Origin of the sequence: Paraburkholderia sp. CNPSo 3076 (assembly GCF_026343935.1) — a bacterium.
Classification (GTDB): Bacteria; Pseudomonadota; Gammaproteobacteria; order Burkholderiales; family Burkholderiaceae; genus Paraburkholderia; species Paraburkholderia nodosa.
The window spans coordinates 31197-53764 of record NZ_JAPMAL010000005.1; the positions used below are offsets into that span (position 1 = coordinate 31197).

The following is a 22568-nucleotide window of genomic DNA, read 5'->3' on the forward strand; positions in this document are numbered from 1 at the left end:
GAATACGTTTAGCGGTTCACGAGCCGCGCGGGAGTCAGCCAGACGGCGAGCGCGCCGATCACGAGCATCGCGGCAAGCACGTACATGCCGGACTGCGTGCTGTGCGTGAGATCCTTAAGATAGCCGATCATGTACGGGCTTGCGAAGCCCGCCAGATTGCCGACCGAATTGATGATCGCGATGCCCGCAGCCGCCGTCGCGCCGGACATGAACGCCGTGGGCAGCGACCAGAAGAGCGGCGCGCAGGTCAGCACGCCCGCAGCGGCGATCGACAGGAACGCAATCGACACGGCCGTGTTGTTCGCGAACGAAGCCGCGACCGTGAAGCCGACCGCGCCCGCGAGCGCCGGCCCGATCAGATGCCAGCGGCGCTCGCGACGCTTGTCCGCGCTGTGGCCCATCACGTTCATCACGACGATTGCAACGAGAAACGGGATCGCGCTCAGAAGACCGATTTCGAATGCCCCAGTCACACCCGTCGACTTCACGAGCGTCGGCATCCAGAACGTGAGTCCGTATTGGCCGGTGACGAACGCGAAATAGATCAGCGACATCCACCACGTGCGCGGATCGCGGAACACCGCGCCCAGCGAATGCGACTTCGCTGCTTCCTGCGGCTGCGCGGCGATCTCGTCGGCGAGCAGCTTCTTTTCGCGCGGCGTCAGCCATTTCGCGCTGGCGATCCCGTTGTCGAGATACAGGATCGTCGCGATGCCGATGGCGATGGCAGGCACCGCTTCGATCACGAACATCCATTGCCAGCCTGCGAAGCCGTGATGGGAATCGAAAGTCTGCATGATCCAGCCCGACAACGGATTGCCGAAAATACCCGAAACCGGAATCGCCGACATGAACACGGCAATGATCTTTGCGCGACGATGCGACGGGAACCAGTACGTCAGATACAGAATGACGCCCGGATAGAAACCCGCCTCGGCGAGACCGAGCAGGAAGCGAAGTGCATAGAACTGCATCGGAGTCCGTACGAAAACGAACAAAGCGGAGAGCAAGCCCCACGTTATCATGATCCGCGCAATCCAGATACGCGCGCCAAGCCGATGCATCAGGATGTTGCTGGGCAGTTCGAAGAGAAAGTAGCCGACGAAGAACACGCCCGCGCCGAGACCGAATACGGTCTCGCTGAACGCGAGATCCTGCGACATTTGCAGCTTCGCAAAGCCCACATTGACGCGGTCCAGATACGCGACCACGTAGCACAGCATCAGAAACGGCACGATGCGCCAGAACACCTTGCCGTAGGTGCGTTCGATTTCGGCAGCGCCGGGTTGCCCGGCAGCGTCGGCGGTGGATGCAGGGCGAACCGATGCCGCCTGATAGTTTGTCATGCGTTGTCTCCTTCGGGTTGGCGCTGGTTGCGGGCCGTCCGCTTCATGTCGGACGGCCCTCCGGCTTTTTGCTTGAGGTGGGTGATACGGAGGGTCCACGTGGGCGCGCGGAAAGCTCGATGGGCTCGAACGGGCTACCAGCGCGCGCCGAACACCGTGCGCAACTCCTCGAGCGCGGTGTCATCGAGCGGCGCGGGACGCGGGTTCGTCATCAGCCACAAGCGCGCCGTCTCTTCCAGTTCTTCGATCACGTACGAAGCCTGCGAAACGGAACGCTCCCATACGACGGGCCCGAGCCGTTCGAGCAGCACGCCGCGCACGCTGTCGGCGAGCGAGGCGATCTGTTGCGCGACTTGCGGATCGCCGGGACGCCGGTAGCGGATCAGCGGAATGTGCCCGACCTTCATCACGTAGTACGGCGTGATGGGTGGCAGCACGTCGGCGTCGCTCCAGACGCCTGCGAGCGTCAGCGCGACGAGGTGCGTCGAATGCGTGTGCACGATGCCGCGCGCTTCGCGGTTGCGCTCGTAGACGCCGCGATGCAGCGCCAGCGTTTTCGACGGCTTGCCGCCCGATACCGCGTTACCGTCGAGATCGACCTTCGCGATCTCCGCGGGATCGAGGCGACCGAGGCAGGCATCCGTCGGCGTGATCAGCCAGCCGTCGTCGAGTCGCGCGCTGATATTGCCCGCGCTGCCGACGGTGTAACCGCGCTCGTAAAGGCTGGCGCCCGTCACGCAGATTTCTTCGCGGACTTTCGCCTCGCCGCTCGCGTGAATGGCCGCCGTCATTGCGCGCCTCCGTCGAGCATACGCAGCGCCTTCGCGAAGAAGTCGACCGCGCCGAAGTTGCCCGACTTGAGCGCGAGCGCAAGCGGCTCGGCGCCGATCGTGGCGGTGGCGGGCACCCCCGGATCGATCTGCTTGCCGATGCGCAACATGTCGACGCCAAGCGCCTGCACCACCGCGCCCGAGGTCTCGCCGCCCGCGACAACGAACTTGCGCACGCCGAGATCGCGCAGACCGCGCGCGATCGACGCGAGCGTGCGTTCGACCAGCTCACCCGCTTGCGCCACGCCGAGTTCGCGCTGCGTCGCCTTCACCTCGTCGGGCGATGCCGTCGCGTAGATCAGCACGGGCTGCGGCTGCGGCTGCGCTGCGTGCATGTGTTCGCGCGCGAAGGCCAACGCGTGTTCGGCGACGGGCTCGCCGCGCGCCGCCGCAAGCGGATCGACGCGGAACGCGGGACGCGTTTCGCGCCATGCGGCAACCTGGGCATTTGTCGCCTTCGACGCACTGCCCGCCAGCACCGCCGACGCCCCGTCGATACGCGGCAGTTCGCCTGCATCGGCGGAATCGGCAAGCAGACCGGCGCGGCGGAAATTCGCGGGCAATCCGAGCGCGACACCCGAGCCGCCCGTGATCAGCGGCAGGTCCGCGCACGCTTCGCCAAGCGTGTAGAGATCGGCATCCGAGACGGCATCGGCGATTGCCATGCGCACGCCGTCGGCACGCAACGCGTCGATCGAAGCGCGCACGGCTTGCACGCCTCGCGCCACGGCGTCGTAGCGCACAAGGCCGACTTTCGAGCGCGTCTGCCGCTGCAGCACGCGCACGAGGTTCGCGTCCGTCATCGGCGTCAGCGGATGATGCTCCATGCCCGACTCGTTCAGCAGCACGTCGCCGACGAACAGGTGCCCGCGATAAATCGTGCGGCCGTTCTCCGGAAACGCGGGACAGGCGATGGTGAACGGCCCGCCGCCTCCGTTGGGTGACAGCGCGTCGAGCAGCGCGTCGGCCACCGGCCCGATGTTGCCTTGATCGGTCGAATCGAAGGTCGAGCAGTACTTGAAGAAAAACTGGCGGCAGCCTTGCGCGCGCAGCCATTCGAGTGCGGCAAGCGATTGCGCCACGGCGTCGGAGGCGTCGATCGTCCGCGACTTCAGCGCGACCACGAGCGCGTCGGCTTCGATGCGCGTGTCGGCGCCGGGCACGCCGATCGTCTGAACGGTGCGCATGCCGCCGCGCACCAGCATGTTTGCGAGGTCGGTCGCGCCCGTGAAATCGTCGGCGATACAGCCGAGCAGCGGCTTGCTTGCAGAGGCGTTCGTGTTCGTCATATCGTTGCGCCCTTCTCGCTTAGCGCTTCGCGGGCACATCGATGCCCGGGAAAATCTTGATGACGGCCGAATCGTCTTCGCCGCCGTGCCCCGCCGTCGACGCCATCATGAACATCTGATGCGCAGCCGCCGACAACGGCAGGGGAAACTTCGAGCGTCGCGCGGTATCGAGCACGAGGCCGAGATCCTTGACGAAGATGTCGACGGCCGACAGCGGCGTGTAGTCGCCGTTGAGAATGTGCGGCACGCGGTTTTCGAACATCCACGAGTTACCGGCGCTGTGCGTTATCACGTCGTAGAGCGCGTCGGGATCGACGCCTTCGCGAAGACCGAGCGCCATCGCCTCGGCGGCGGCGGCGATGTGCACGCCCGCGAGCAACTGGTTGATGATCTTCACCTTCGAGCCCGCGCCATGCTGCTCGCCCAGCCGGTACACCTTGCCCGCCATCGCGGCGAGCACGTCCTCGCACGTGGCGTACGCGGCAGCGGGCCCGGACGTCATCATCGTCATTTCGCCCGATGCGGCGCGCGCCGCGCCGCCCGATACGGGCGCATCGAGCAGTTGCAGGCCGGCCGCTTCCACGCGGCGGCCGAGGTCGATCGCGAACTCGGGCGCAACCGTCGCGCACGCAATCACGACGCCGCCCGGCTTCATCGACTTGACTGCGCCCTGCTCGCCGAACAGCACCGTTTCCGTTTGCGCCGCATTAACGACGAGCGTGACGACCACAGCGCACTGCGCGCCAAGCTCGGCGGGACTCGCGCAGGCCGTGCCGCCTGCGGCGACGAACGGGTCGAGCACTTCGCGGCGCACGTCGCATGCATGGACATTGAAACCGCCGCGCAACAGCGAACGCGCGACACCCATGCCCATCGCGCCCAGACCGATCACTCCGACATTTCTCGACATACCCTTTCCTTTACGAACAGTGCTGCAGACCGCGCGCCGCGCATCGCGCGAGCGCATGCGTTTGAGAAATGCGACTGCAAACTCAGCAGATCCCGGCTTCGGCCAAACGGCGCGCCGCGTTGTACATGTGCGTTTGCGCGGCATTACGCGCGGCCATCGGGTCGCCTGCGCGGATCGCCGCGGCGATCGCTGCGTGCTCGTCGCGCACCTGACGCGAGAAGTCCTCGCGCAGCGCCTCGTTGCGGCGCGTGACGACCGTGCCCGCTTCGAGGTATTGATTGAGAAACGTCAGCGTCTTCAGAAAGTACGGATTGCCCGTCACGGTGGCAATCGCGCGGTGAAACGCGACGTCTTCGGCAACGCCGTCGCGGCCTTCGGCGACGGCTTCATCGATCTTTCTGAGCGCGGCGTCGATCGCCATCATGTCGGCGTCGGTGCGGCGCATGGCGGCTTCCGCCGCGACTTCGGCTTCGATCGCGCGGCGCACCGCGAGAATCTGCAGCACCGAGCCGCCTTCCATCGCTTCCGCGTAGTCGATGCGCAGCGGCCGGATCGCGCCATGCGCGGCTACGTACACGCCGCTGCCCTGGCGCGGTTCGACCACGCCTTCGTTCTTCAAACGCGAAATGGCCTCGCGGATCACCGTGCGGCTGACGCCGAACTCCTGAGCGAGCACGGCTTCCGTCGGCAGCTTGCCGCCGCGTGCGAACGTGCCCTTGTCGATCTGCGCGAGCAGTTGTTGCGCCACGGTGTCGCTCAGCGCCCGGTTGGGAATTTTCTCGAACATATCAGCAGATTTGCCATGTCATCGGGTCATCATACAAATTTTGACACGTAGGAAGGCACCAGGGTGAACCCTGAAGACTGCACGCGGGATCGAAACATTAATGCGTCACGAGACCCGCGGCCTTCATCGCGAGGCGCAGAATCTCCACGGCACCCATCGTCACGCACACGCTGGCGGTCCAGATCGCCAAGAGCCACAGCACGCGCGAACGCCACACCCGCACGCCCTTGCCTCTCGCCTTCTCCGATTGCGTCGTCGTCATGGCGGCGCTCAGTGATACCCTTCGCCCGGCCGAACCTTGCCGCGAAACACGTAATAGCTCCACGCTGTGTACATGAGAATGAACGGCAGAATGAAAAGCGCGCCCACGAGCGAGAACAACTGGCTTTGCGGCGGCGAAGCCGCGTCCCAGAGCGTAATGGAGGGCGGCACGATATGCGGCCAAAGGCTGATGGCGAGGCCGCTATAGCCGAGGAAAATGACCATCAGCGTAATGATGAATGGCATGACCGTTGCCCGGCGCGCGAGCGAGCGCAGCTTCGCGAGGAAACCGAGGATGAGAAGCACCGGTACAGGAAGAAAGAACAGCAGGTTCGGCATCGTGAACCAGCGGTGCGCGATGGCCGGGTGCGCAAGCGGCGTCCAGAGGCTCACGAGACCTATCGCGATCAGCAACGCCCACGCAAGCGTGTACGAAAGCTGGTACATGTGCGTCTGCAACGGCCCTTCGGTCTTCATGATGAGCCACGTGCAGCCCAATTGCGCGTAGGCCGCAAGCAGCGCGACGCCGCAAAAAAGCGGGAACGGTCGCAACCAGTCGAGCGAGCCGCCTACCCACTCGTTGTTGCGCACCGGAAAACCGTCGATGAATGCACCCAACACCACGCCCTGCGCGAATGTCGCGACGAGCGAACCGCCGATGAATGCGAGATCCCACAAATGCCGCCGGTGCTCGTGGGCCTTGAAGCGAAATTCGAAGGCCACGCCGCGAAAGATCAGCCCAATGAGCATGATGATGAGCGGCAGATACAACGCGCTCAGCACGACGGAATACGCAAGCGGAAACGCGCCATAAAGCCCCGCGCCGCCCAGCACGAGCCAGGTCTCGTTGCCGTCCCACACGGGCGCCACCGTATTCATCATCACGTCGCGCTCTTCCTTGTCGCGCACGGTGAAGAACAGCAACCCGATGCCGAGGTCGAAGCCGTCCATCACGACATACATCATGATGCCGAATGCGATGATCGCGGCCCAGATCAAGGTGATATCGACGCCCATTGAATCGCCTCCATTTCCGTTCTTCGGGTCACTCCTGGGTCGGTGCCCGCTCGACGCGCTCGGGCGCCGCCGACAGCGGCCGCGCCGGCGTGCGCGAGCGTCCCGCGCCGCCTTCCGTCACGCGCTCGCCCTCGTGCGGCTCTGGCCCCTTGCGCACGAGCCGGAGGATATAAAGGATGCCCGTGCCGAACAGCGCGAAATAAACGACGACGAAAAGCGCGAGGCTCAGGCCAACCTGTGCGGGAGGCGTCGGCGAGGTGGCGTCCACGGTCCGCATCACGCCGTAGATGACCCACGGCTGGCGCCCCACTTCGGTCGTGACCCAGCCCGCAAGCAGCGCGATGAGGCCTGCGGCGCCCATCCATTGCGCGAATGCCAGGAACGGACGCGACGAATACAGCTTGCCGCGCAGCCGCAGCAGGAGCGCCCACAGGCCCATCGCGATCATCAGGAGGCCCATGCCCACCATCGCGCGAAAGCTCCAGAAGACGATCGTCGAATCGGGGCGGTCTTCGGGCGGGAACGATTTCAGCGCCGGAATTTGCCGCGTCAGGCTATGCGTGAGGATGATGCTGCCGAGCACGGGAACCTCCACGGCAAAGCGTGTTTGCTCGGCCTTCATGTCGGGCCAGCCGAAGAGGATGAGCGGCGAAGGCTGGCCCGGAATGTTCTCCCAGTGACCTTCGATGGCCGCGATCTTCGCGGGCTGATGCTCGAGCGTATTGAGGCCGTGCGCGTCGCCCACCACGGCCTGGATCGGCGCGACGATCACCGCCATCCACATGGCCATCGAAAGCGCGGTGCGGATCGGCGTGTTGTCGTTGCGGCGACGCAGATGCCATGCCGAACTCGCGCCCACGAAACACGCGGTGGCGAGAAACGCGGCAATGGCCATATGCGCGAGACGGAACGGGAACGAGGGATTGAAGACGACGGCGAGCCAGTCGACGGGCACCGCGCGGCCATCGATGATCCGGTAACCCTGCGGCGTCTGCATCCAGCTATTGGACGAGAGTATCCAGAACATGGAAACGAGCGTGCCGAGCGCAACCATCGACGTGGCAAGAAAATGCAGGCCCCGCCCCACGCGGTTCCAGCCGAACAACATCACCCCGAGAAAGCCGGCTTCCAGAAAAAAGGCCGTGAGCACTTCGTAAGTCAGCAGCGGCCCGGTGATGCCCCCCGCAAAGTACGCAAAGCGGCTCCAGTTCGTGCCGAACTGCCACGCCATCACGACGCCCGAAACGACGCCCATGCCGAAGTTCACGGCAAAGATCTTCGACCAGTGGTAGTAAAGATCGCGGTAAGCCTCGCGCCCGGTCTTGAGCCAGAGCGCCTCGAGCACGGCCAGGAAACTCGCGAGCCCGATCGTAATGGCCGGAAAGATGATGTGAAAGCCGATCGTGAAGCCGAACTGGATGCGCGCGAGAATGAAGGCCGTCGTGTTCGAAGTATCCATGCCAGGTGCCCAATGCCAACGTATGCGCCCTGGCATGCATCCTGCGTTCCCGCCGCATGGCCGGTGCGCACAGCTAGTGTTCACTGATTCGTTGAGGACACCCACACCTGCGACGAGAGTGGGCAGCAAAAAGTACGACAAAGTCGTCGGCGACGTGGGCCGCGCCGGTCATCACAGCATACGCGGCTTCCGATGAACCGGCGATAAAGTGGGCAAGCGCGCGTGGGGTTGCGCGCCGGCGTCAAGCCTGTCGCGCGGGGTGGTCTGCCTGCCGACCCGGCAGCCTTAACCCGCCGTTCATTCGGTAAAGTCACCCACTTCGATATCGAGCAGCGCCATGCTCATCGACTTGCCGTGCGCGTCCAGCGCCAGCGAACGCGTGACGCCTCCCCCCAGCGCGTTACCGAGCACGAAATTGAACGCGCCCAGCAGCGGCAGTTCGTAGCGCACGACCTCACCTTTGACCACGTCGGCGAGATGCGCCTTGACGCGCTCCGGCGTCAAGACGTTGCGCAGATGGGCGTAGTGCTTTGCGTCATAGCAGATCACGGAAATATTCAGCGTATTGCCTTTGTCGCCGGTGCGGCCATGGGCCAGTTCACGCAGTTTCATCGCTTGCCTCGACAACCTGGAAAGCCGGATTCACCTGTTCGCGCGGCAGCAACACAGACTGCACGGCGAGCACCTCGCGAGTCGTCTTCGTTACGCCCCCGCCGCCCGCAGGCCCGTTGGTGTAGAGCGTTTCGACCTCGTTGCCGATGCGCGCCGCTTCCTTCGCGTTCGCCGTGCGCCCCGCCACGCGAATACGCACTTCGTATGGCTCGTCGTGATTCGCCACGAGTGCATCCCCATAGAGGGCATTCATGCCGATCACGTCGAAGCGCAATTCGGTCGTGTCGATGCCCGTGATCCCAAGTCGCTCCCGCACGATGTCGAGCGCGAGTCGCGCACGCTCGACCGCGCCCGGGCCGCCATAGGAAATCTGCCCCTCGCCGATGTAGCCGTCGACATACGCAACCGACACCTTCAGCGTTCCGGTGCGTGTGCTGCCGCGTCCGCCCGTCACACGCACGCGGTCTTGCGCCTCTTCCACGACACGCACTCCGCTGAAATCAGCGACGACATCGGGTTGAAGGTAGCGTTGCGGATCGTGAATCTCGTAGAGCAACTGCTCCTTGCATGTCGCCGCGGTCACGCGGCCGCCCGCATGCGGCACCTTCGTCACGACGACGCTGCCATCGGCGCTCACTTCGCCGATCGGAAAACCTAGCCGCGCGAGATCGGGTACGTCCTTGAAACCGGGATCGGCGAAGTAGCCGCCTGTGACCTGCCCCGCGCATTCGAGCAAATGCCCGACGACGGTCGCCTGTCCGAGCGTGTTCCAGTCGTCCGTGCGCCAGCCGAACTCGTGAATGAGGGGTGCCGTAAACAACGACGGGTCCGCGACGCGCCCAGTCAGCACGATATCCGCGCCCGCCGCGAGCGCCTCGACAATAGGCGCCGCGCCGAGATACGCATTCGCCGAAACGATGCGGTCCGTGTAGTGGCTGACATCGTCGCCGGACTCTTCGAAGCGCAGTTGGGAGCGCAGGACGACATCGAGCACATCGTCGCCAGTGACGGCGGCAATCTTCAGTCCACCGAGTCCAAGCGCCTGCGCGATCTGGGCGGTCCTGATCGCCGCTGCACGCGGATTCGCCGCGCCCATGTTCGAAATGATCCGCACGCCGTTGCGCATGGCGACCGGCAGGACGGCGCGCATGCGCGCTTCGAGCAGTGGATCGTAGCCGAGTGCGGGATCGTGACGGCGCGTCTGTTGGGCGATCGCGACCGTGCGTTCCGCGAGGCATTCGAATACGAGGTAGTCCAGCGCGCCGTGCTCCGCGAGTTCGGCAGCGGGTTCGATGCGGTCGCCCGAGTAGCCTGCGCCCGCGCCTATCCGTATGCGCCTTGGTGATTCGGTCCGGTTCATGACTGCTACCACTCCTGTTTACAGCGGAAACACGCCCAGCACGACGCACGCGATCGTCATGACGATCGACGCGCCGAACAGCAGCGGAAACGTGAACTTCTGATGATCGGCCAGATCGATTCCACACAGGCCGACGACGAGAAATGTCGCCGGCGTGAGCGGGCTCACGGGAAAGCCGGTGGTCATCTGGCCGAGCAGCGCGGCCTGGCCAATGTGCACCGCCGGCACACCGAGCTGCGACGCCACTTCGGCGATCACAGGCAGCACGCCGAAATAAAACGAATCGGGGTCGAAGAGCATCGAGAGCGGCATGGACAGCACACCGAGCACGACCGGAATGTGCCCGGCAAACGCAGGCGGCACGAAACCGACCGCCGCCTGCGCCATCGCCTTGAGCATGCCGCTGCCCTGCATGATGCCGGTGAACACGCCCGCTGCGAGCAGAATGCCCGCCATCATCAGCGCGGCGCGCGCGTGGGCGTCGATGCGCTTGCGCTGCATGTCGACGTTCGGGTAGTTCACCATCAGCGCGATGCACAAACCCACCATGAACATGATCGCGGGCGGAATCTTCTCGCCCATCACGACCATCGTGCCGAGCACGACGATCGTCAGCACGATGTTGAACCAGAAGTTCTTCGGGCGGCGCAGCGCCTGCTCCTCGGCTGTGAGTTCGCGTTTGGGCAGCGCAATCGTGCCGCTGGCGGAGGAATAGCCGAGGCGCTTTTCCTCGCGCCTGCCGAGCCACCAGGCCATGCTGAACACGAACACGAGGCCGATCGCCTGGACCGGAATCAGCGGATTGAAAAGCGCGGATATCGGCAGATGCAGCGACGCCGATGCGCGGATCATCGGCCCCGTCCACGGCAGGAAGTTGATGCCCGCCGCCATCGAAACGGCCGCCGCCAGCACGCGCTTGTCCATGTTCAGGCGCTCGTACAGCGGCAGCATGGCGGGGATGGTGACGAGAAAGCACACGGCGCCGGAGCCGTCGAGGTGAATGAGCAGCGCGAGCAGCGTCGTGCCCACCACGATACGCGTCGGTTTGGTGCCGACCGTGCGCAGGATGCGGTCGATGATCGGATCGAGCGTGCCCGCGTCCGTGATCGTGCCGAAATAGAGAATCGCGAACACGAACATGCCGACGACGGGCGCGAGGCCTTTCAATCCGTCGATGACGAACTTGCTCGTCTGAAAGCCGAATCCGCCGATCAGCGACGCGACGAGCGGCACGATGATGAGCGCGACGAGCGGCGACATGCGTTTTGAAAGAATCGCGGCCAGCAACACCACGATCGTCACGAGCCCCAGCAACGGCAGCATGTTGTGTCTCCAGTCTTGTCTTTTAGTGCGGACCAGCGTAAGTTCGGCGCTGCAATAACACAATTGAAATGAATTGATCGCAGCTATCACAGTTCATTATGGATCTCAATCTCCGTGACATTCGTGCTTTCGTGACCGTGGCGCACGCGGGCAACTTCACGCGCGCGGCGGCCCGGCTGCATTTGTCGCAGCCCGCGCTAACCGTGCAGATTCGACGCCTCGAGGAAACGGTGGGCGCGCGTTTGTTTGACCGCAACAGCCGCAGCGTGGCGCTGACCCAAACGGGCCGCGAATTGCTGCCTATCCTGACGCGATCGCTAAGCGATATGGAGCAGGCTCTTAGAGATGCGCGCGCGCTCGGCGACGGGTCGAGCGGCACGGTGCGACTCGCGTGCCTGCCGACCTTCGCCGCCAGCGCGCTGCCCGAGCTGATCCAGGCGTTTCGCCAGCGCGTGCCACAGGCGCGGTTTCAGGTTCGCGATGTCGTCGCGAGCGCCGTCAACGCACTCGTGCGCAATGAAGAGGTCGATATCGGCCTGACCGGCGGCCATAGCGTCGATGCGACACTCGATATCCTGCAGACGGGCGAGGACCGCCTCGTGATCGTGTGTCCGAAGACCCACCCGCTTGCGCGTAAGCGCACGGTGACGGTCGACGACTTCGCTTCGCTGCCGCTGGTGCTGACCGCGCCGGGAACCAGTGTGCGCGCGGTGGTGGACGCCGCGCTGTCGAACTCGCGTTGCACGCCCGATATCGCGTGTGAGCCGATGTACATGATGACTGCGGTTGCGATGGTGCGCGGCGGCCTCGGGATCTCCGTGCTTCCGGAATCCGCGCGCGAAGTGCATGCCGAGCGTGGTCTCGTTATGCGGCCGATCGACGATCCGGCGTTCGTGCGGCCGATTGCGCTTGTCAAGAAGCGCGGTCGGACGCTGCCTCGTGTGACTGAGGATTTTGTCGATACGGTCGATCTTGGGGGCAAGGTGGGGGGTGACGCGGCCTGGACGTAGCGGTCCACTACGGCGGAGAAGGCGGCCCCTGCATCGGGCCCGGCGAGTCGATCAGCAGGCTCCCCGGGGCGCGACCCGGCACAATTGTTTAGCCGCAAGCGTCCGCCTTCGCGCTTGTCGCATTTCGATCGGCGCGGCTCAACGACCGCCGCCGTGACTCGTTCGTACCGTTAAACGATTCGAAACCGCTCTGACGCCGCGAACTGACCTTGCCGCGCTACTGGCCCGCTCGATCTGTGAACGCTGTGGTACCCACCCAGTCAGCGTAGCGATGCCGCCGCGCACCTGTACGTGAATATTCATGGAGTTCAGCCCGGGATTGCGCACGAGAGCTCGACGGACGTCGCCAGCTAGCATGGTATCGGACCTCCGTCGCGGCGCGGCCGTTGCAACCGCCGCCGTTTGCGCGGAGCTGTCGACAGGTGGACTTACCGTTGTTTGTGCGTCGGCACAGGGCGCGCCGCCTGCGATGGCAATTGCCAGCGCGGCACCGACGACTTGTCCTCCAAGGCGACTTCCCATGCTCCCTCCGGGTCGGCTTCCGAACGGCACCTCGCGACGTACGTTCTCGCGTGAGCCCAACAGCGCGCGCAACGGTAAGACGGACACCCGACGTGCTCATGCGTGGATATCGTCACTGCTCAATATAGCTTCTCGTCGCGCACACGAGAGACCGATCGCCAGTGCAGATGTCACAGGCTTTGACCCCGGTATTTGAAGGCCCTTCGGAAAGGTACGAATACCCCGAGCTGCAAACGCGTGTCCAAACAGTCCGAGCCGATACATCTGGGGTTGTCCAGACACACGAATGGTCTACCGGCAGGGGCTGCGCATCCCGGAAGTCGCCGGTGGCCGCATGGGGACTTCCTTCCGGTGGGTGGGCGCCGGTCACGAGGACTGGCGGGGGCTCGACACCCTGGACGGCGCAAGAAGGCGCACCGCGCCGATATCCGGTGATCTGTTACAGGCGCGGCGGCGCGACCGCGTCGCTCCCGGCCTGGGCCCCACGCCCGCCCGACGGGCTGCCCAGGGGCCTGCGGCGGGACCCGTCGCGCTCGACCTCCACGATGCGCTCAAGGTCATCTTCGCGGGCGCCGCGGCGTGGCTGCCCTCGCGGGAACCTGGGAATCTGGCAGCATGGCTGCCGCCGGTTCATTCCCTGGGGTGCTTCATGTTTTCCGATTCGATGGCCGCATGCCATTCCTCGCTCGCCTCATCGGGTTCCAGCGCGTCGTCGATGGACGCGCTCGCGCGCTCGGCGGCCGCCCTCGCTTCGTCTGCCTCGACTTCAGGTCCCCCGTCGGTGACCTCGGGGGGCCGGATCATCTCCTTGAGCATCGCGTCCAGCTCGGGCGTATCCCATGGAAGGTGACGCTGCATTTGCAACTTGATGTAGTGCCTCACTTCCGCATCCTGCTCAGCAGTCAGAGGCAATCCCCGAAACGTGCTTTCCGGGCCGAGGTCAATCATGGCGTCCTCCTGTTGCTAAGGCCTGCTGTCTAGTAGTGTAACCCCGGTGTCACGGCCCCGCTCCCTGAGCGAACGCACCCAGCAGCGCGACAAGGATGAAGTGCGAACGGAGACAAACCCTCTGCGGCAACTTCCGGTGAATATGCGTGACCGTGTCGCATCGTCGTATCTGATTCCATTCGATGAGGTAGCAATGAGGCACGATCGGAGTGGCGGCGAGTCTCCGCCTTGTGGTTCGCGCAGGACCTCCAATGGTTTTAAGTTCTCACATGGCTTTCGCCAGAAACCGCGCGGGTCAGATGGTCGCGGCGAGCGACCTGCCGTCCGTTGGACCGGCGATTTTCCATTGCGCCGGCTGCGGTGGCGAGGTCACCCTGTGTCGTCAAAGCGCTTCTCAGGCCTGCTTCCGGCACGTGCGTCCTGCTGCCTGCGAGCTTGGTGCGCTGCGAGCGCTGCACGCGGCGGCGTTACAACTGCTTGCTGAGAGCCGGTTCGTCTACGCTCCTGCGCCAACACAGAACGGTAATGGACATGGCAATCGCCACATGATTGAAGTGTGGGGCCAGGCGTCGGTCTGCACCACAGTGGATGGAATCCCGGTAGATTTCTTTGCAGAGACGCTGGCTGGGCCGCCACTTATCATCCAGATCGCCATCAAGTCGTTGTCCACCGTATCGACGCAATCGACCATCCGGGCCCTTGGCTATGCTGCGCTTGAAATCTCGATCCCGAACCCGGGCGAAGTCCTGGGCCTCGGCGATCTCCGGGAAGTCGCACTGCATGGACTCACGAACAAGGTCTGGCTGTGGCACCCTGCGATCGGCGACCGCGAACGTCATGCGCAGCCGGAGCGACAGTCGGCCGAAGTGGCGCTGCTCTTCGCCGAGGCCGAAAAGCCTGCGACGAAGCTGTCGGTACCTGTAGCCGTCGCGCCATGGGTGAAAGCCGGCGGGCTCGCGGCCGATGCAGCTTATCGGCAACTGCCTGTCGCGGAGAAGATCCGTGCCCTCGAGCAACAGCTTGGCAAGCCATGGGAGCGCTGGCCGGATGCCTTCGACACCCTTTCCGGTCACGTCAATTGCTTAACTCATCACCGCGAGCCGGTTTCGCGGGTCAATCTGTCCGCATGTAAACGCGAAAGCTCATCGCCGTATCAACGACCACAACAGCAGCGCCAGCAATAGAACCGAGATCCCCTGCCAGAACAGCACTGGTTCGCTCTCGAGCAAGGGCTTGCGTCGAACCGGAGCCATCGCACCCTGGCCGCTCGAAAGGCGCTCGAGATCGGCGCAGACTGCGAGTACGTCCTGATACCTGCGTGCGGGATCGGACTGCAGCGCTTTCTCCAGCACGAGGTCAAGCCAATGCGGCGCGTCGAGCCGGTACTCGTAGAGCGGCACGCGACCATTGAAGCCGTACGGCAGTTTGCCGCCACTGAACAGCCGGTAAAGCGTCACGCCATACGCAAATACCTCGGAGCGCGCATCGCCTTGCGCACCCCTCATCAACTCAGGCGCCATGTACGCGGGTGAGCCAGGCGCGGAGGCTGGGCCCGGTAGCTCCATACCGGGCATATAACCAAAGCCCAGGTCGAGCAGGCACGTCCTGTCGTCCTGCATCACCAGCACGTTCTCGGGCTTGATATCGCGATGGAAGACATTGCGCCGATTCAGCGCGTCGATCGAGCGGCCCAATTGCCGTGCTATTCCGATCGCGCGCGGCAGCCCTATGGGCTCGGGCGCCGAAAGCAGCTTTTCGAGCGTGACTCCCGCGCCGAGCGGCATCACCACATAAAGCCGGGTTTGCCGATTGGCGTCAACAGGCAGCGGCGCGAGCACGCCGACGTCGCCGACCTTGCCTGCGAGCCAGCGCTCCCGCACGGTCGACTGGCGTATGTTCTCGTCTTGCTCGACGCGCGGTTTGGGAAACTTGAGCGCCAGTGGCGTGTCCGGATCGGCCAGATCGTAGCCGGCGAAGATCCGCGAATAGAAGCCATCGCTGAGCACGCTCTTGAGCAGATATCCATCGATCACGTCGCCGGCGTCGGGCACGGCGAGAATCGGCAGCATGCCGACCACTCGCTCCAGGTAGCCGACGTCGAGCAAAGGCACGCTGCCGACGTCAATCACCGCGCTCGTGACGTCGTCCTGGGAGCCGCGCGTCAGTGCCAGCGCGTCGAGTCGGCGCGCAGTTTCGAGCGCGCCATTGCGCGTCGCGAGCACCGTCTGCAGTTCCCGCACTGGCACATGACGATAAAGACCGTCTGAGCACAATAGCAGGCGATCATCCTCGCGCAGTTCGAACGTTTCGAAGCGGGTCACGAGCGCCGGGTTCATGCCAACGGCGTGCGCCACGTACGAACCAAAAGCAACCGGCACAATGTCGTCTTCGCCGATTTGTGCCAGTTGCCCGTCGCGCAGCAAATAGAGCCGCACATCTCCGGCCGCTACCAGATACGCTGTGGCGCGCCGTATGACCAGCGCTGCAAATGACGCGGCCATCTGTTTAAGCTTTGGATCGACGCGGCCCATGTGGTGCAGCCAGCCGTGCACCGCCTGTAGCGAACGCGCAGCGGCCACGCTGGGCTGGAGCGTTTCGGGTAGCCCGTAATACGCATCGATGAAGGTACGCACCGAAAGCTCGGCCGCGACCCGGCCACCCTGACTTCCGCTCACACCGTCTGCCAGCGCGATCACACTGCCACGCGCGGCGCGCGCAGCAAGGTCGCCGAGCATCACGCCGAAATAGTCTTCGTTGACGCGATTTTGCCCACGCAGACGCGCCGGGCGGGAGACGCAGCCGATCTCGAGCGCGGCGCATTCGCCGCGCTCGGGCTGCAACTGCAAGTCGACTTCCTGAGGATCCGTTTCGCGAGGAGCAATGGCCGTCCCGGCTGCATGGACCGACCTCCAGTCCGCAGCCGGTGCGTAAAGGTGGTCCAGGGAGCGCGGTTCAGTCATTTACTTTTTGCCGTGAGTCATCACGTCGCTGGTTTCCAGATCGTGTTCGATCTTCTCGAGCACCTGAGGCGAACGCTTCTTCAGCATGAGCAACCAGACCGTGCCGACCAGCATGTACGCTACGAACAGATACGGCAGTATGTTATACGGATAGTCCGGCACCGGATAGACGCTGCCGATCACTGCGCCGACCATCGCCAGCGCGCCAAGCACGCTCCACAGCACGTTGACCGGCTTGAGCACGCCCAGCTTCTTCAGATAGATAGGCGCGGAAACCGCGACGAGAAAATAGGTCACCAGAAAGCCAAAGGTGGCGAACGTACTCGTGTAACCGAAGGTATTGAGCGGACCGGTGCCAAGCATCGCAATGCACACAACGAGCGTCACGATCGAGGAAAACGCCACGGCGAGATACGGTGTCTGGTGCGTGCGGTGAACCATCCCCATCGAGCGATGCACGAACTGGTAGCGTCCCATGGAATACAGCAGGCGGCTCGACGAGTTGATGCACGCGAGCACACACGAGAACGCGCTGACCGAGGCGATCAGATAAAACACCGGGCCGAGCGGCGAGGCGCCGACGCTCGTCAGCAACGTGGTAAGCACGGCCGAATCGGCGCCGAGCTTGGCTGCATCGTCGTGGTAGGCGATCGTCATCGAATACGCGACGAACATGAAGAAGACACCCGACAGGATCAAGCTCCAGACCACGGCGCGCGGGATGATGCGCAGCGGGTCGCGGGTCTCCTGGCCAAGCGAGGCAGCGCTTTCGAAGCCCACGAACGAGAAAATGCCCAGCACCATGCCCTGCGCCATGCCCTTCCCGCTCACGCCCTGCAGGCTCAACTGCGTGTGGTCGACGATATGGTCGGGATGCAGGGCGAGCACGTAGATCAGCACGCCGCCCACGATCAGCACCGAAGCTGCCTCGATTGCCAGTGAGAGGCGCGAGGAAAGCTTCACGTCGCGTGCGGAGAAGAACCAGGCGAGAGCAATGAAAACGGTGTAGACCGCCCACGACGGGATATTGATGCCCCAGGAAGAGAAGGCATTCTGCACGAACACCACACCTGCGGCACCCACCCCCATCGCGGTGCCCACATACGCCGCGATCAACCCCCAGCCGGCCATGCCCCCTGCCATCGGCCCGAGCGCGCGCGAAATATAGATGAAGAATGACCCAGCGGTGGCAATCCGGCTCGAGAGCGCGATGATGCTCATGCTGACCAGCAGCAGCCCGAGCGTCGAAAGTCCATAAATCAGCCAGGTCCCCGCGCCCGCCAGCGCCGCGATCGCGGTCACATTGATCGAAGGCGTAAAGGTTGGCGAAACGTTTGCGATAGATTGGCCAATCACCTCGGCAAAACCTAAAGTACCGGCACGCAGGCCGGTTGACGATGCTGGCGCGGTGCTTTGCGTACTCATGTAGGGCTCCTGAAAGATTGGTGATTTAACGGACTTTCCTTAAATTTCCCAGAGTCAAAAATTCCAGCCAACTGAATTTAATTGTTCCAGCCAGGAATCCACGAAGTGCCCGCGAGCGGCACGCGTGCCATCGCGGCGGCTTCCACGGTCAGGGCGACCAGATCCTCGGGCTCGAGGTGATGCACGTTCTGCTTCCCGCAGGCACGCGCGATCGTCGTCAGTTCCATGTTCAGCGTCTTCAGGTAATTGCGCACGCGGCGCGAACCTTCGTCGGGCAGGACGCGCTGTTCGAGAACGGCGTCCTGGGTCGTCACGCCAACGGGGCATTTACCGGTGTGGCAGTGGTGGCAGAAGCCCGGCGACGTGCCGAGCGCGGCATAGTCGGCAGCCGCCGAATGCAGTGCGCCGTTCTGGAAGTAGCTGTCGCTATTGCAGCCGAGTGCCATCAGCATGCCCTGCCCGATCGCGACGGCGTCTGCACCAAGCGCCAGCGCCTTGGCTACGTCGGCTCCGGTCCGAATGCCGCCCGACACGATCAGCTGGACCTGCCCTTTCATGTTCAGGTCTTCGAGGGCGTCCACCGCCTGGCGCACCGCAGCCAGCGTCGGAATCCCGACGTTCTCGATGAAGCAGGTCTGGGTGGCCGCGGTGCCCCCCTGCATGCCGTCGATCACGACCACGTCAGCGCCAGCATGGACGGCGAGCTTGACGTCATTGAACGTGCGGGTCGCCCCGACCTTCACATACACGGGCGTGTTCCAGTCAGTAATTTCGCGCAGTTCCTGGATCTTGATCGCCAGATCGTCGGGACCGGTCCAGTCCGGGTGACGGCTCGCCGAGCGCTGGTCGACGCCGGCTGGCAAGGTACGCATCGCCGCCACGCGCGGATTGACTTTCTGCCCGAGCAGCATCCCGCCACCACCCGGCTTTGCGCCCTGGCCAATCACGATTTCGATCGCGTCGGCACGGCGCACGTCGTCCGGATTGAAGCCGTAGCGCGACGGCAGGCACTGATAAACCAGCGTCTTCGACGAGCGGCGCTCCTCCTGGGTCATGCCGCCGTCGCCGGTGGTCGTGGACGTGCCCATCGCCGTCGCGGCCTGCCCGAGCGCCTCCTTGACGTTCGCGGACAGTGCGCCGAAGCTCATGCCCGCAATCGTGACCGGAATATCCAGCACGACAGGTTTCTTTGCGAAGCGAGTGCCCAGCACAGTCTGGGTCGAGCACTTCTCGCGGTACCCTTCGAGCGGATAGCGCGACAGCGAGGCGCCGAGAAACAGCAGGTCGTCGAAATGCGGCACGTGGCGCTTCGCGCCCAGACCGCGAATTTCATAAAGACCTCGCTGTGCCGCCGAGTGGATATAGTCGATCGTCTTGCGGTCGTAGCCGTGCGACTCTTCGTGCTGCAAACGAACGAATTGAACGGGTTTGGCATCCATGGGGAACCTTCTCAGAGAGCGTGTGTTCAATATTCCTGGTTGGCGTCGGCGTTCCAGTGATAGAGCGTGCGTGCCGACGCGATTCGCTTAAAGGACGCTGGATCGTGATCCAGCCCGCCCGCCGCGAGCAACACGCGCACTGCGTCGAGATCGGCATCGCTCATCGGTTCGTACTGCGCGTCCGCCCCGAGCGATTTCACTTCGCCGCGCACGTAGAGCACTGCTTCATAGAGCGAATCGCCCAGCGCGTCGCCCGCGTCGCCGCATATCACCATGCGGCCCGCCTGTGCCATGAAGGCCGAGAAGCTGCCCACCGAGCCGCCCACCACGATGTCGCCGCCCTTGAGCGAGATTCCGCAGCGCAGACCCGCGTCGCCGTCGATCACGAGCAGTCCGCCGTGCGCAGAAGCGCCCGCGCCGTTCGAGGCGAAGCCTCGCACATGCACCTTGCCGCTCATCATGTTCTCGGCGACGCCCGTGCCGGCGCTCCCCTCGATCACGATCGTCGCCTGCTGGTTCATCCCGCCGGCGTAGTAGCCCGCGTGGCCCTTGATCGTCACATGCAGGTCGGCATCTACGCCCACGGCGATGTTGTGTGCCCCATTCGGCGACGTGACGGCGATGCGCTGCCCCGCCAGCGCCGCGGTGTCGCCGTGCAGGTATTGGTTCAGGTCCCGGACCGTCTGCGTATCGAGGTCGAAATTCAGGCTTTCCATACGTACATCTCCTCGGGAGCGGGTTCGAAGACCTTCGCATTGCGGATATCGGGCAGATGCGCGAGCGAGCGAAACTCCGAGGCAATCGCTACGTAGTCGTCGTTCTCCGCGACCACGGCCGGCTTGCACGCGAACGGATCGCGGATCAGCGCGAGCTCGGTCGTCGTGCCCATCAGGAACGTATAGAAGCCGTCCAGGTCCTCGAAGCCTTTTTGCAGCGCCTCGGGCAGCGCATCGCCCTCGCGCAAACGCCATTCGATGAAACGGCAAGCGGCTTCGGTGTCGTTGTCGGTCTCGAAGTGGATGCCGAGCGGCTCGAGCTTGCGGCGCACGCCATACGGGTTCGAAAGCGATCCGTTGTGCACGAGGCAGAAGTCCTCTCCCGCCGTGAACGGATGCGCGCGGTCCGGCGTGACGGCCGATTCCGTGGCCATGCGCGTGTGGCCGACGAGGTGCGAGCCTTTGAGGTTCGCGAAGTCATAGCGCGCGGCCACTTCGGCCGGCGAGCCGATGTCCTTGTAGAGGTCGATCGAGCGTCCAGTGGAAAGCAGATAGAGCTTCGGACAGTGCTCGCGCAACCACACCTTGACGCGCTCCGCATCGCCCTGAAGCGTGAGCACTGCATGATTGCCCTTCGCGTCGAAGCGCGCGGTGACGTCCATGGCGTGATTGAGTGCGTCGGCGAGTGCGACCCAGGGAAATTGCGCGCCCTCGTCCGTGAAGCCCGCGTAGAGGCTCAGCTTGCGCTGGCTCGCATCCACCTCGCTGCCGAACACCGCAAGCCCCGCCGAATCGGGTCCGCGCTCGGTCATGCCGATCAGCATCGGCACCATCAGCTCGCCGAGCCGCTCGCGTAGCGCCGGCGTCTTCACCAGCAACCCTACGATTCCACACATTGTGTGTTCTCCTTAGAAAAATTCGAGGTAGCTCTTGAGTTCCCAGTCGGACACGTGCCGCATGTATTCGAGCCACTCCATGCGCTTGAGCTTGAGGAACTCACCGGCCAGGGGGCCGAGCGCTTCGCAGATCAGCGTGTCCGCCTCGAGCGCCTGCTCGAGGTTTTGCGGCAACACCGCAATGCCGTGCGCGGCAAGTCGCTCCGACGACCACTCGTAAAGGTTTTCGTTTGCAGGCGCGCCCGGATCGAGTTGCCGGTCGATCCCGTCGAGCCCCGCGGCAATCACGGCGGCCGTTGCGAGGTACGGGTTGCAGGAGCCGTCCGGCAGACGCAGTTCGATGCGCTCGCCGGGCATGCGCACCATGGTCGAGCGGTTGTTGTCGCCATAACTCACATAGGCCGGCGCCCACGTCGCGCCGGTGAGCGAGCGCCCCACCACGAGGCGCTTGTACGAGTTGACGGTCGGATTGCACAGCGCGGTGAGCGCGGGGGCGTGCGCAAGAATGCCGGCGGTGAACTGGTAGCCGAGCTTCGACAGGCCCATGCCCAGCGGGTCGCCGCCGTCGGCGAACAGATTGCGCTTGCCGTCGCCGATCGAGATGTGCATGTGCATGCCGTTGCCGGGCCGGTTCGCGAACGGCTTCGCCATGAACGAGCAGATCATGCCTAGCTCGTTGGCAATCTCCGACGCGGCCATCTTGAAGAACACGTAGTGATCGCACGACGTCAGGCAGTCGGTGTACGTGTAGTTGATTTCGAACTGGCCGTTGGCGTCCTCGTGGTCGATCTGGTAGACGTCGATGCCGACCGAGCGCAGTGCTTCGGTGAGCCGCTCGAGAAACACCCGCGTGCGCGATAGCCCCTTATAGTCGTAGCACGGCTTCGCCAGCGTGTCGCTGGGGTCGCACGGTTCGAGGGTTCCGCTAGCGGAGCGGCGCAGCAGCGAGAATTCCGGCTCGAGCCCTGTGAAAAGGGTCCAGCCGCGCTCGGTCAGGCGTGCTACCTGGCGCTTGAGCGTGACGCGTGAATCGAACGGCCACGCTTCGCCGTTCACGTGCCCTTCGCAGACGATGCGTGCGAGGCCCGGCTGCCACGGAACGGGCGTGAGCGTCGCGAGATCGCCGACTGCCATGAAATCGGGGCCGTTCGGCTCGATGCCGACACCCCAGATCGCAAACCCTGCGAAGCCGGCTCCCGCCTTGAGCACCGTCTTCAAATGCGCGACCGGCACCGACTTGGCCTTTGCGACACCATGGATGTCGACGAACTGCGCCAAAACGTATTTCACGCCCTGCTGAGCAAGCCAGCCTTGCGCGTTTTCTGCCGAGTCGAAACGGGGCACGCTTCCGGGCTCGCTGAGCGGCAGCTTACTCGCGTCGTTCAGATTCATCGTCACTCCTTGCACCAACTCCGTTTGCGGTTGAAAGAGGCTGGGCACATCGCGCCTGGGCCGGTT

Annotated in this window: 21 protein-coding genes; 2 read left to right on the forward strand and 19 right to left on the reverse strand. The window is 64.2% G+C overall.

Annotated features, from left to right (window positions below; all coding sequences use genetic code 11):
• Nucleotides 1-8: 8 nt before the first annotated feature.
• The 11 genes from M3A49_RS07345 to M3A49_RS07395 all read right to left on the reverse strand — a co-directional run bounded on the left by M3A49_RS07345 (nucleotide 9) and on the right by M3A49_RS07395 (nucleotide 11194).
• Complete coding sequence (locus tag M3A49_RS07345) at nucleotides 9-1346, reverse strand: MFS transporter (protein ID WP_266228107.1); 1338 nt, start codon at nucleotides 1344-1346, stop codon at nucleotides 9-11.
• Between the two features lie 134 nt (nucleotides 1347-1480).
• Complete coding sequence (locus M3A49_RS07350; RefSeq protein WP_266228108.1) at nucleotides 1481-2137, reverse strand: aldolase; 657 nt, start codon at nucleotides 2135-2137, stop codon at nucleotides 1481-1483.
• Nucleotides 2134-3465 carry a 3-oxo-tetronate kinase gene (otnK, locus tag M3A49_RS07355; protein WP_266228109.1) on the reverse strand — a complete coding sequence of 444 codons (1332 nt, stop codon included), beginning with the start codon at nucleotides 3463-3465 and terminating at the stop codon, nucleotides 2134-2136. The genes M3A49_RS07350 and otnK overlap by 4 nt, the downstream gene beginning before the upstream one ends.
• Nucleotides 3466-3484: 19 nt before the next feature.
• The gene (gene ltnD, locus M3A49_RS07360) at nucleotides 3485-4375 is read right to left on the reverse strand and encodes an L-threonate dehydrogenase (RefSeq protein WP_266228110.1); all 891 of its coding nucleotides are present in this window, start codon (nucleotides 4373-4375) and stop codon (nucleotides 3485-3487) included.
• 82 nt (nucleotides 4376-4457) lie between these two features.
• Nucleotides 4458-5162: a FadR/GntR family transcriptional regulator gene (locus tag M3A49_RS07365; protein ID WP_254354336.1), complete on the reverse strand. Its 705-nt coding sequence runs from the start codon at nucleotides 5160-5162 to the stop codon at nucleotides 4458-4460.
• A gap of 97 nt (nucleotides 5163-5259) precedes the next feature.
• The gene (locus M3A49_RS07370; protein ID WP_254354337.1) at nucleotides 5260-5424 is read right to left on the reverse strand and encodes a DUF2474 family protein; all 165 of its coding nucleotides are present in this window, start codon (nucleotides 5422-5424) and stop codon (nucleotides 5260-5262) included.
• Nucleotides 5425-5432: 8 nt separating this feature from the next.
• A complete protein-coding gene (gene cydB / locus M3A49_RS07375; RefSeq protein WP_266228111.1) occupies nucleotides 5433-6440 on the reverse strand; it encodes a cytochrome d ubiquinol oxidase subunit II in 1008 nt (335 codons plus the stop codon).
• Nucleotides 6441-6468: 28 nt separating this feature from the next.
• Nucleotides 6469-7899, reverse strand: coding sequence for a cytochrome ubiquinol oxidase subunit I (locus tag M3A49_RS07380; protein WP_266228112.1), 1431 nt, complete (start codon nucleotides 7897-7899; stop codon nucleotides 6469-6471).
• A 297-nt stretch (nucleotides 7900-8196) separates the two neighbouring features.
• The gene (locus M3A49_RS07385) at nucleotides 8197-8511 is read right to left on the reverse strand and encodes a hypothetical protein (RefSeq protein WP_254354340.1); all 315 of its coding nucleotides are present in this window, start codon (nucleotides 8509-8511) and stop codon (nucleotides 8197-8199) included.
• On the reverse strand, nucleotides 8498-9871 hold the full coding sequence (locus M3A49_RS07390) for an acyclic terpene utilization AtuA family protein (RefSeq protein ID WP_266228113.1): 1374 nt from the start codon (nucleotides 9869-9871) through the stop codon (nucleotides 8498-8500). The genes M3A49_RS07385 and M3A49_RS07390 overlap by 14 nt, the downstream gene beginning before the upstream one ends.
• A gap of 18 nt (nucleotides 9872-9889) precedes the next feature.
• Entirely contained in the window at nucleotides 9890-11194 is a 1305-nt protein-coding gene (locus M3A49_RS07395; RefSeq protein ID WP_254354342.1) for a CitMHS family transporter, read from the reverse strand.
• A gap of 98 nt (nucleotides 11195-11292) precedes the next feature.
• On the opposite strand from M3A49_RS07395, the gene M3A49_RS07400 reads away from it, so the two are divergent.
• The gene (locus tag M3A49_RS07400) at nucleotides 11293-12204 is read left to right on the forward strand and encodes a LysR family transcriptional regulator (RefSeq protein ID WP_254354343.1); all 912 of its coding nucleotides are present in this window, start codon (nucleotides 11293-11295) and stop codon (nucleotides 12202-12204) included.
• A 138-nt stretch (nucleotides 12205-12342) separates the two neighbouring features.
• On the opposite strand, the gene M3A49_RS42500 is transcribed toward M3A49_RS07400, so the two are convergent.
• Entirely contained in the window at nucleotides 12343-12726 is a 384-nt protein-coding gene (locus tag M3A49_RS42500; RefSeq protein WP_323183115.1) for a BON domain-containing protein, read from the reverse strand.
• Nucleotides 12727-13356: 630 nt separating this feature from the next.
• A complete protein-coding gene (locus M3A49_RS07410) occupies nucleotides 13357-13674 on the reverse strand; it encodes a hypothetical protein (RefSeq protein WP_266228115.1) in 318 nt (105 codons plus the stop codon).
• A gap of 269 nt (nucleotides 13675-13943) precedes the next feature.
• On the opposite strand from M3A49_RS07410, the gene M3A49_RS07415 reads away from it, so the two are divergent.
• Nucleotides 13944-14858: a hypothetical protein gene (locus M3A49_RS07415; protein ID WP_266228116.1), complete on the forward strand. Its 915-nt coding sequence runs from the start codon at nucleotides 13944-13946 to the stop codon at nucleotides 14856-14858.
• Here M3A49_RS07415 and M3A49_RS07420 read toward each other — a convergent pair.
• The 6 genes from M3A49_RS07420 to glnT all read right to left on the reverse strand — a co-directional run bounded on the left by M3A49_RS07420 (nucleotide 14817) and on the right by glnT (nucleotide 22502).
• Entirely contained in the window at nucleotides 14817-16634 is a 1818-nt protein-coding gene (locus tag M3A49_RS07420) for a bifunctional protein-serine/threonine kinase/phosphatase (RefSeq protein WP_254354346.1), read from the reverse strand. The genes M3A49_RS07415 and M3A49_RS07420 overlap by 42 nt on opposite strands.
• Entirely contained in the window at nucleotides 16635-18059 is a 1425-nt protein-coding gene (locus M3A49_RS07425; RefSeq protein WP_266228117.1) for an APC family permease, read from the reverse strand.
• A 77-nt stretch (nucleotides 18060-18136) separates the two neighbouring features.
• Nucleotides 18137-19498 carry an FMN-binding glutamate synthase family protein gene (locus M3A49_RS07430; protein ID WP_266228118.1) on the reverse strand — a complete coding sequence of 454 codons (1362 nt, stop codon included), beginning with the start codon at nucleotides 19496-19498 and terminating at the stop codon, nucleotides 18137-18139.
• 26 nt (nucleotides 19499-19524) lie between these two features.
• Nucleotides 19525-20214: a protein glxC gene (locus M3A49_RS07435; protein WP_254354349.1), complete on the reverse strand. Its 690-nt coding sequence runs from the start codon at nucleotides 20212-20214 to the stop codon at nucleotides 19525-19527.
• Nucleotides 20202-21110: a class II glutamine amidotransferase gene (locus M3A49_RS07440; RefSeq protein WP_266228119.1), complete on the reverse strand. Its 909-nt coding sequence runs from the start codon at nucleotides 21108-21110 to the stop codon at nucleotides 20202-20204. The genes M3A49_RS07435 and M3A49_RS07440 overlap by 13 nt, the downstream gene beginning before the upstream one ends.
• Nucleotides 21111-21122: 12 nt before the next feature.
• Nucleotides 21123-22502, reverse strand: coding sequence for a type III glutamate--ammonia ligase (gene glnT, locus M3A49_RS07445; protein ID WP_266228120.1), 1380 nt, complete (start codon nucleotides 22500-22502; stop codon nucleotides 21123-21125).
• Nucleotides 22503-22568 lie beyond the last annotated feature (66 nt).

Excerpts from the sequence above, each read along its gene's own strand:
- M3A49_RS07345 (WP_266228107.1), bottom strand. The coding sequence starts at position 1,346 with ATGACAAACTATCAGGCGGCATCGGTTCGCCCTGCATCCACCGCCGAC.
- M3A49_RS07350 (WP_266228108.1), bottom strand. The coding sequence starts at position 2,137 with ATGACGGCGGCCATTCACGCGAGCGGCGAGGCGAAAGTCCGCGAAGAA.
- otnK (WP_266228109.1), bottom strand. The coding sequence starts at position 3,465 with ATGACGAACACGAACGCCTCTGCAAGCAAGCCGCTGCTCGGCTGTATC.
- ltnD (WP_266228110.1), bottom strand. The coding sequence starts at position 4,375 with ATGTCGAGAAATGTCGGAGTGATCGGTCTGGGCGCGATGGGCATGGGT.
- M3A49_RS07365 (WP_254354336.1), bottom strand. The coding sequence starts at position 5,162 with ATGTTCGAGAAAATTCCCAACCGGGCGCTGAGCGACACCGTGGCGCAA.
- M3A49_RS07370 (WP_254354337.1), bottom strand. The coding sequence starts at position 5,424 with ATGACGACGACGCAATCGGAGAAGGCGAGAGGCAAGGGCGTGCGGGTG.
- cydB (WP_266228111.1), bottom strand. The coding sequence starts at position 6,440 with ATGGGCGTCGATATCACCTTGATCTGGGCCGCGATCATCGCATTCGGC.
- M3A49_RS07380 (WP_266228112.1), bottom strand. The coding sequence starts at position 7,899 with ATGGATACTTCGAACACGACGGCCTTCATTCTCGCGCGCATCCAGTTC.
- M3A49_RS07385 (WP_254354340.1), bottom strand. The coding sequence starts at position 8,511 with ATGAAACTGCGTGAACTGGCCCATGGCCGCACCGGCGACAAAGGCAAT.
- M3A49_RS07390 (WP_266228113.1), bottom strand. The coding sequence starts at position 9,871 with ATGAACCGGACCGAATCACCAAGGCGCATACGGATAGGCGCGGGCGCA.
- M3A49_RS07395 (WP_254354342.1), bottom strand. The coding sequence starts at position 11,194 with ATGCTGCCGTTGCTGGGGCTCGTGACGATCGTGGTGTTGCTGGCCGCG.
- M3A49_RS07400 (WP_254354343.1), top strand. The coding sequence starts at position 11,293 with ATGGATCTCAATCTCCGTGACATTCGTGCTTTCGTGACCGTGGCGCAC.
- M3A49_RS42500 (WP_323183115.1), bottom strand. The coding sequence starts at position 12,726 with ATGGGAAGTCGCCTTGGAGGACAAGTCGTCGGTGCCGCGCTGGCAATT.
- M3A49_RS07410 (WP_266228115.1), bottom strand. The coding sequence starts at position 13,674 with ATGATTGACCTCGGCCCGGAAAGCACGTTTCGGGGATTGCCTCTGACT.
- M3A49_RS07415 (WP_266228116.1), top strand. The coding sequence starts at position 13,944 with ATGGCTTTCGCCAGAAACCGCGCGGGTCAGATGGTCGCGGCGAGCGAC.
- M3A49_RS07420 (WP_254354346.1), bottom strand. The coding sequence starts at position 16,634 with ATGACTGAACCGCGCTCCCTGGACCACCTTTACGCACCGGCTGCGGAC.
- M3A49_RS07425 (WP_266228117.1), bottom strand. The coding sequence starts at position 18,059 with ATGAGTACGCAAAGCACCGCGCCAGCATCGTCAACCGGCCTGCGTGCC.
- M3A49_RS07430 (WP_266228118.1), bottom strand. The coding sequence starts at position 19,498 with ATGGATGCCAAACCCGTTCAATTCGTTCGTTTGCAGCACGAAGAGTCG.
- M3A49_RS07435 (WP_254354349.1), bottom strand. The coding sequence starts at position 20,214 with ATGGAAAGCCTGAATTTCGACCTCGATACGCAGACGGTCCGGGACCTG.
- M3A49_RS07440 (WP_266228119.1), bottom strand. The coding sequence starts at position 21,110 with ATGTGTGGAATCGTAGGGTTGCTGGTGAAGACGCCGGCGCTACGCGAG.
- glnT (WP_266228120.1), bottom strand. The coding sequence starts at position 22,502 with ATGAATCTGAACGACGCGAGTAAGCTGCCGCTCAGCGAGCCCGGAAGC.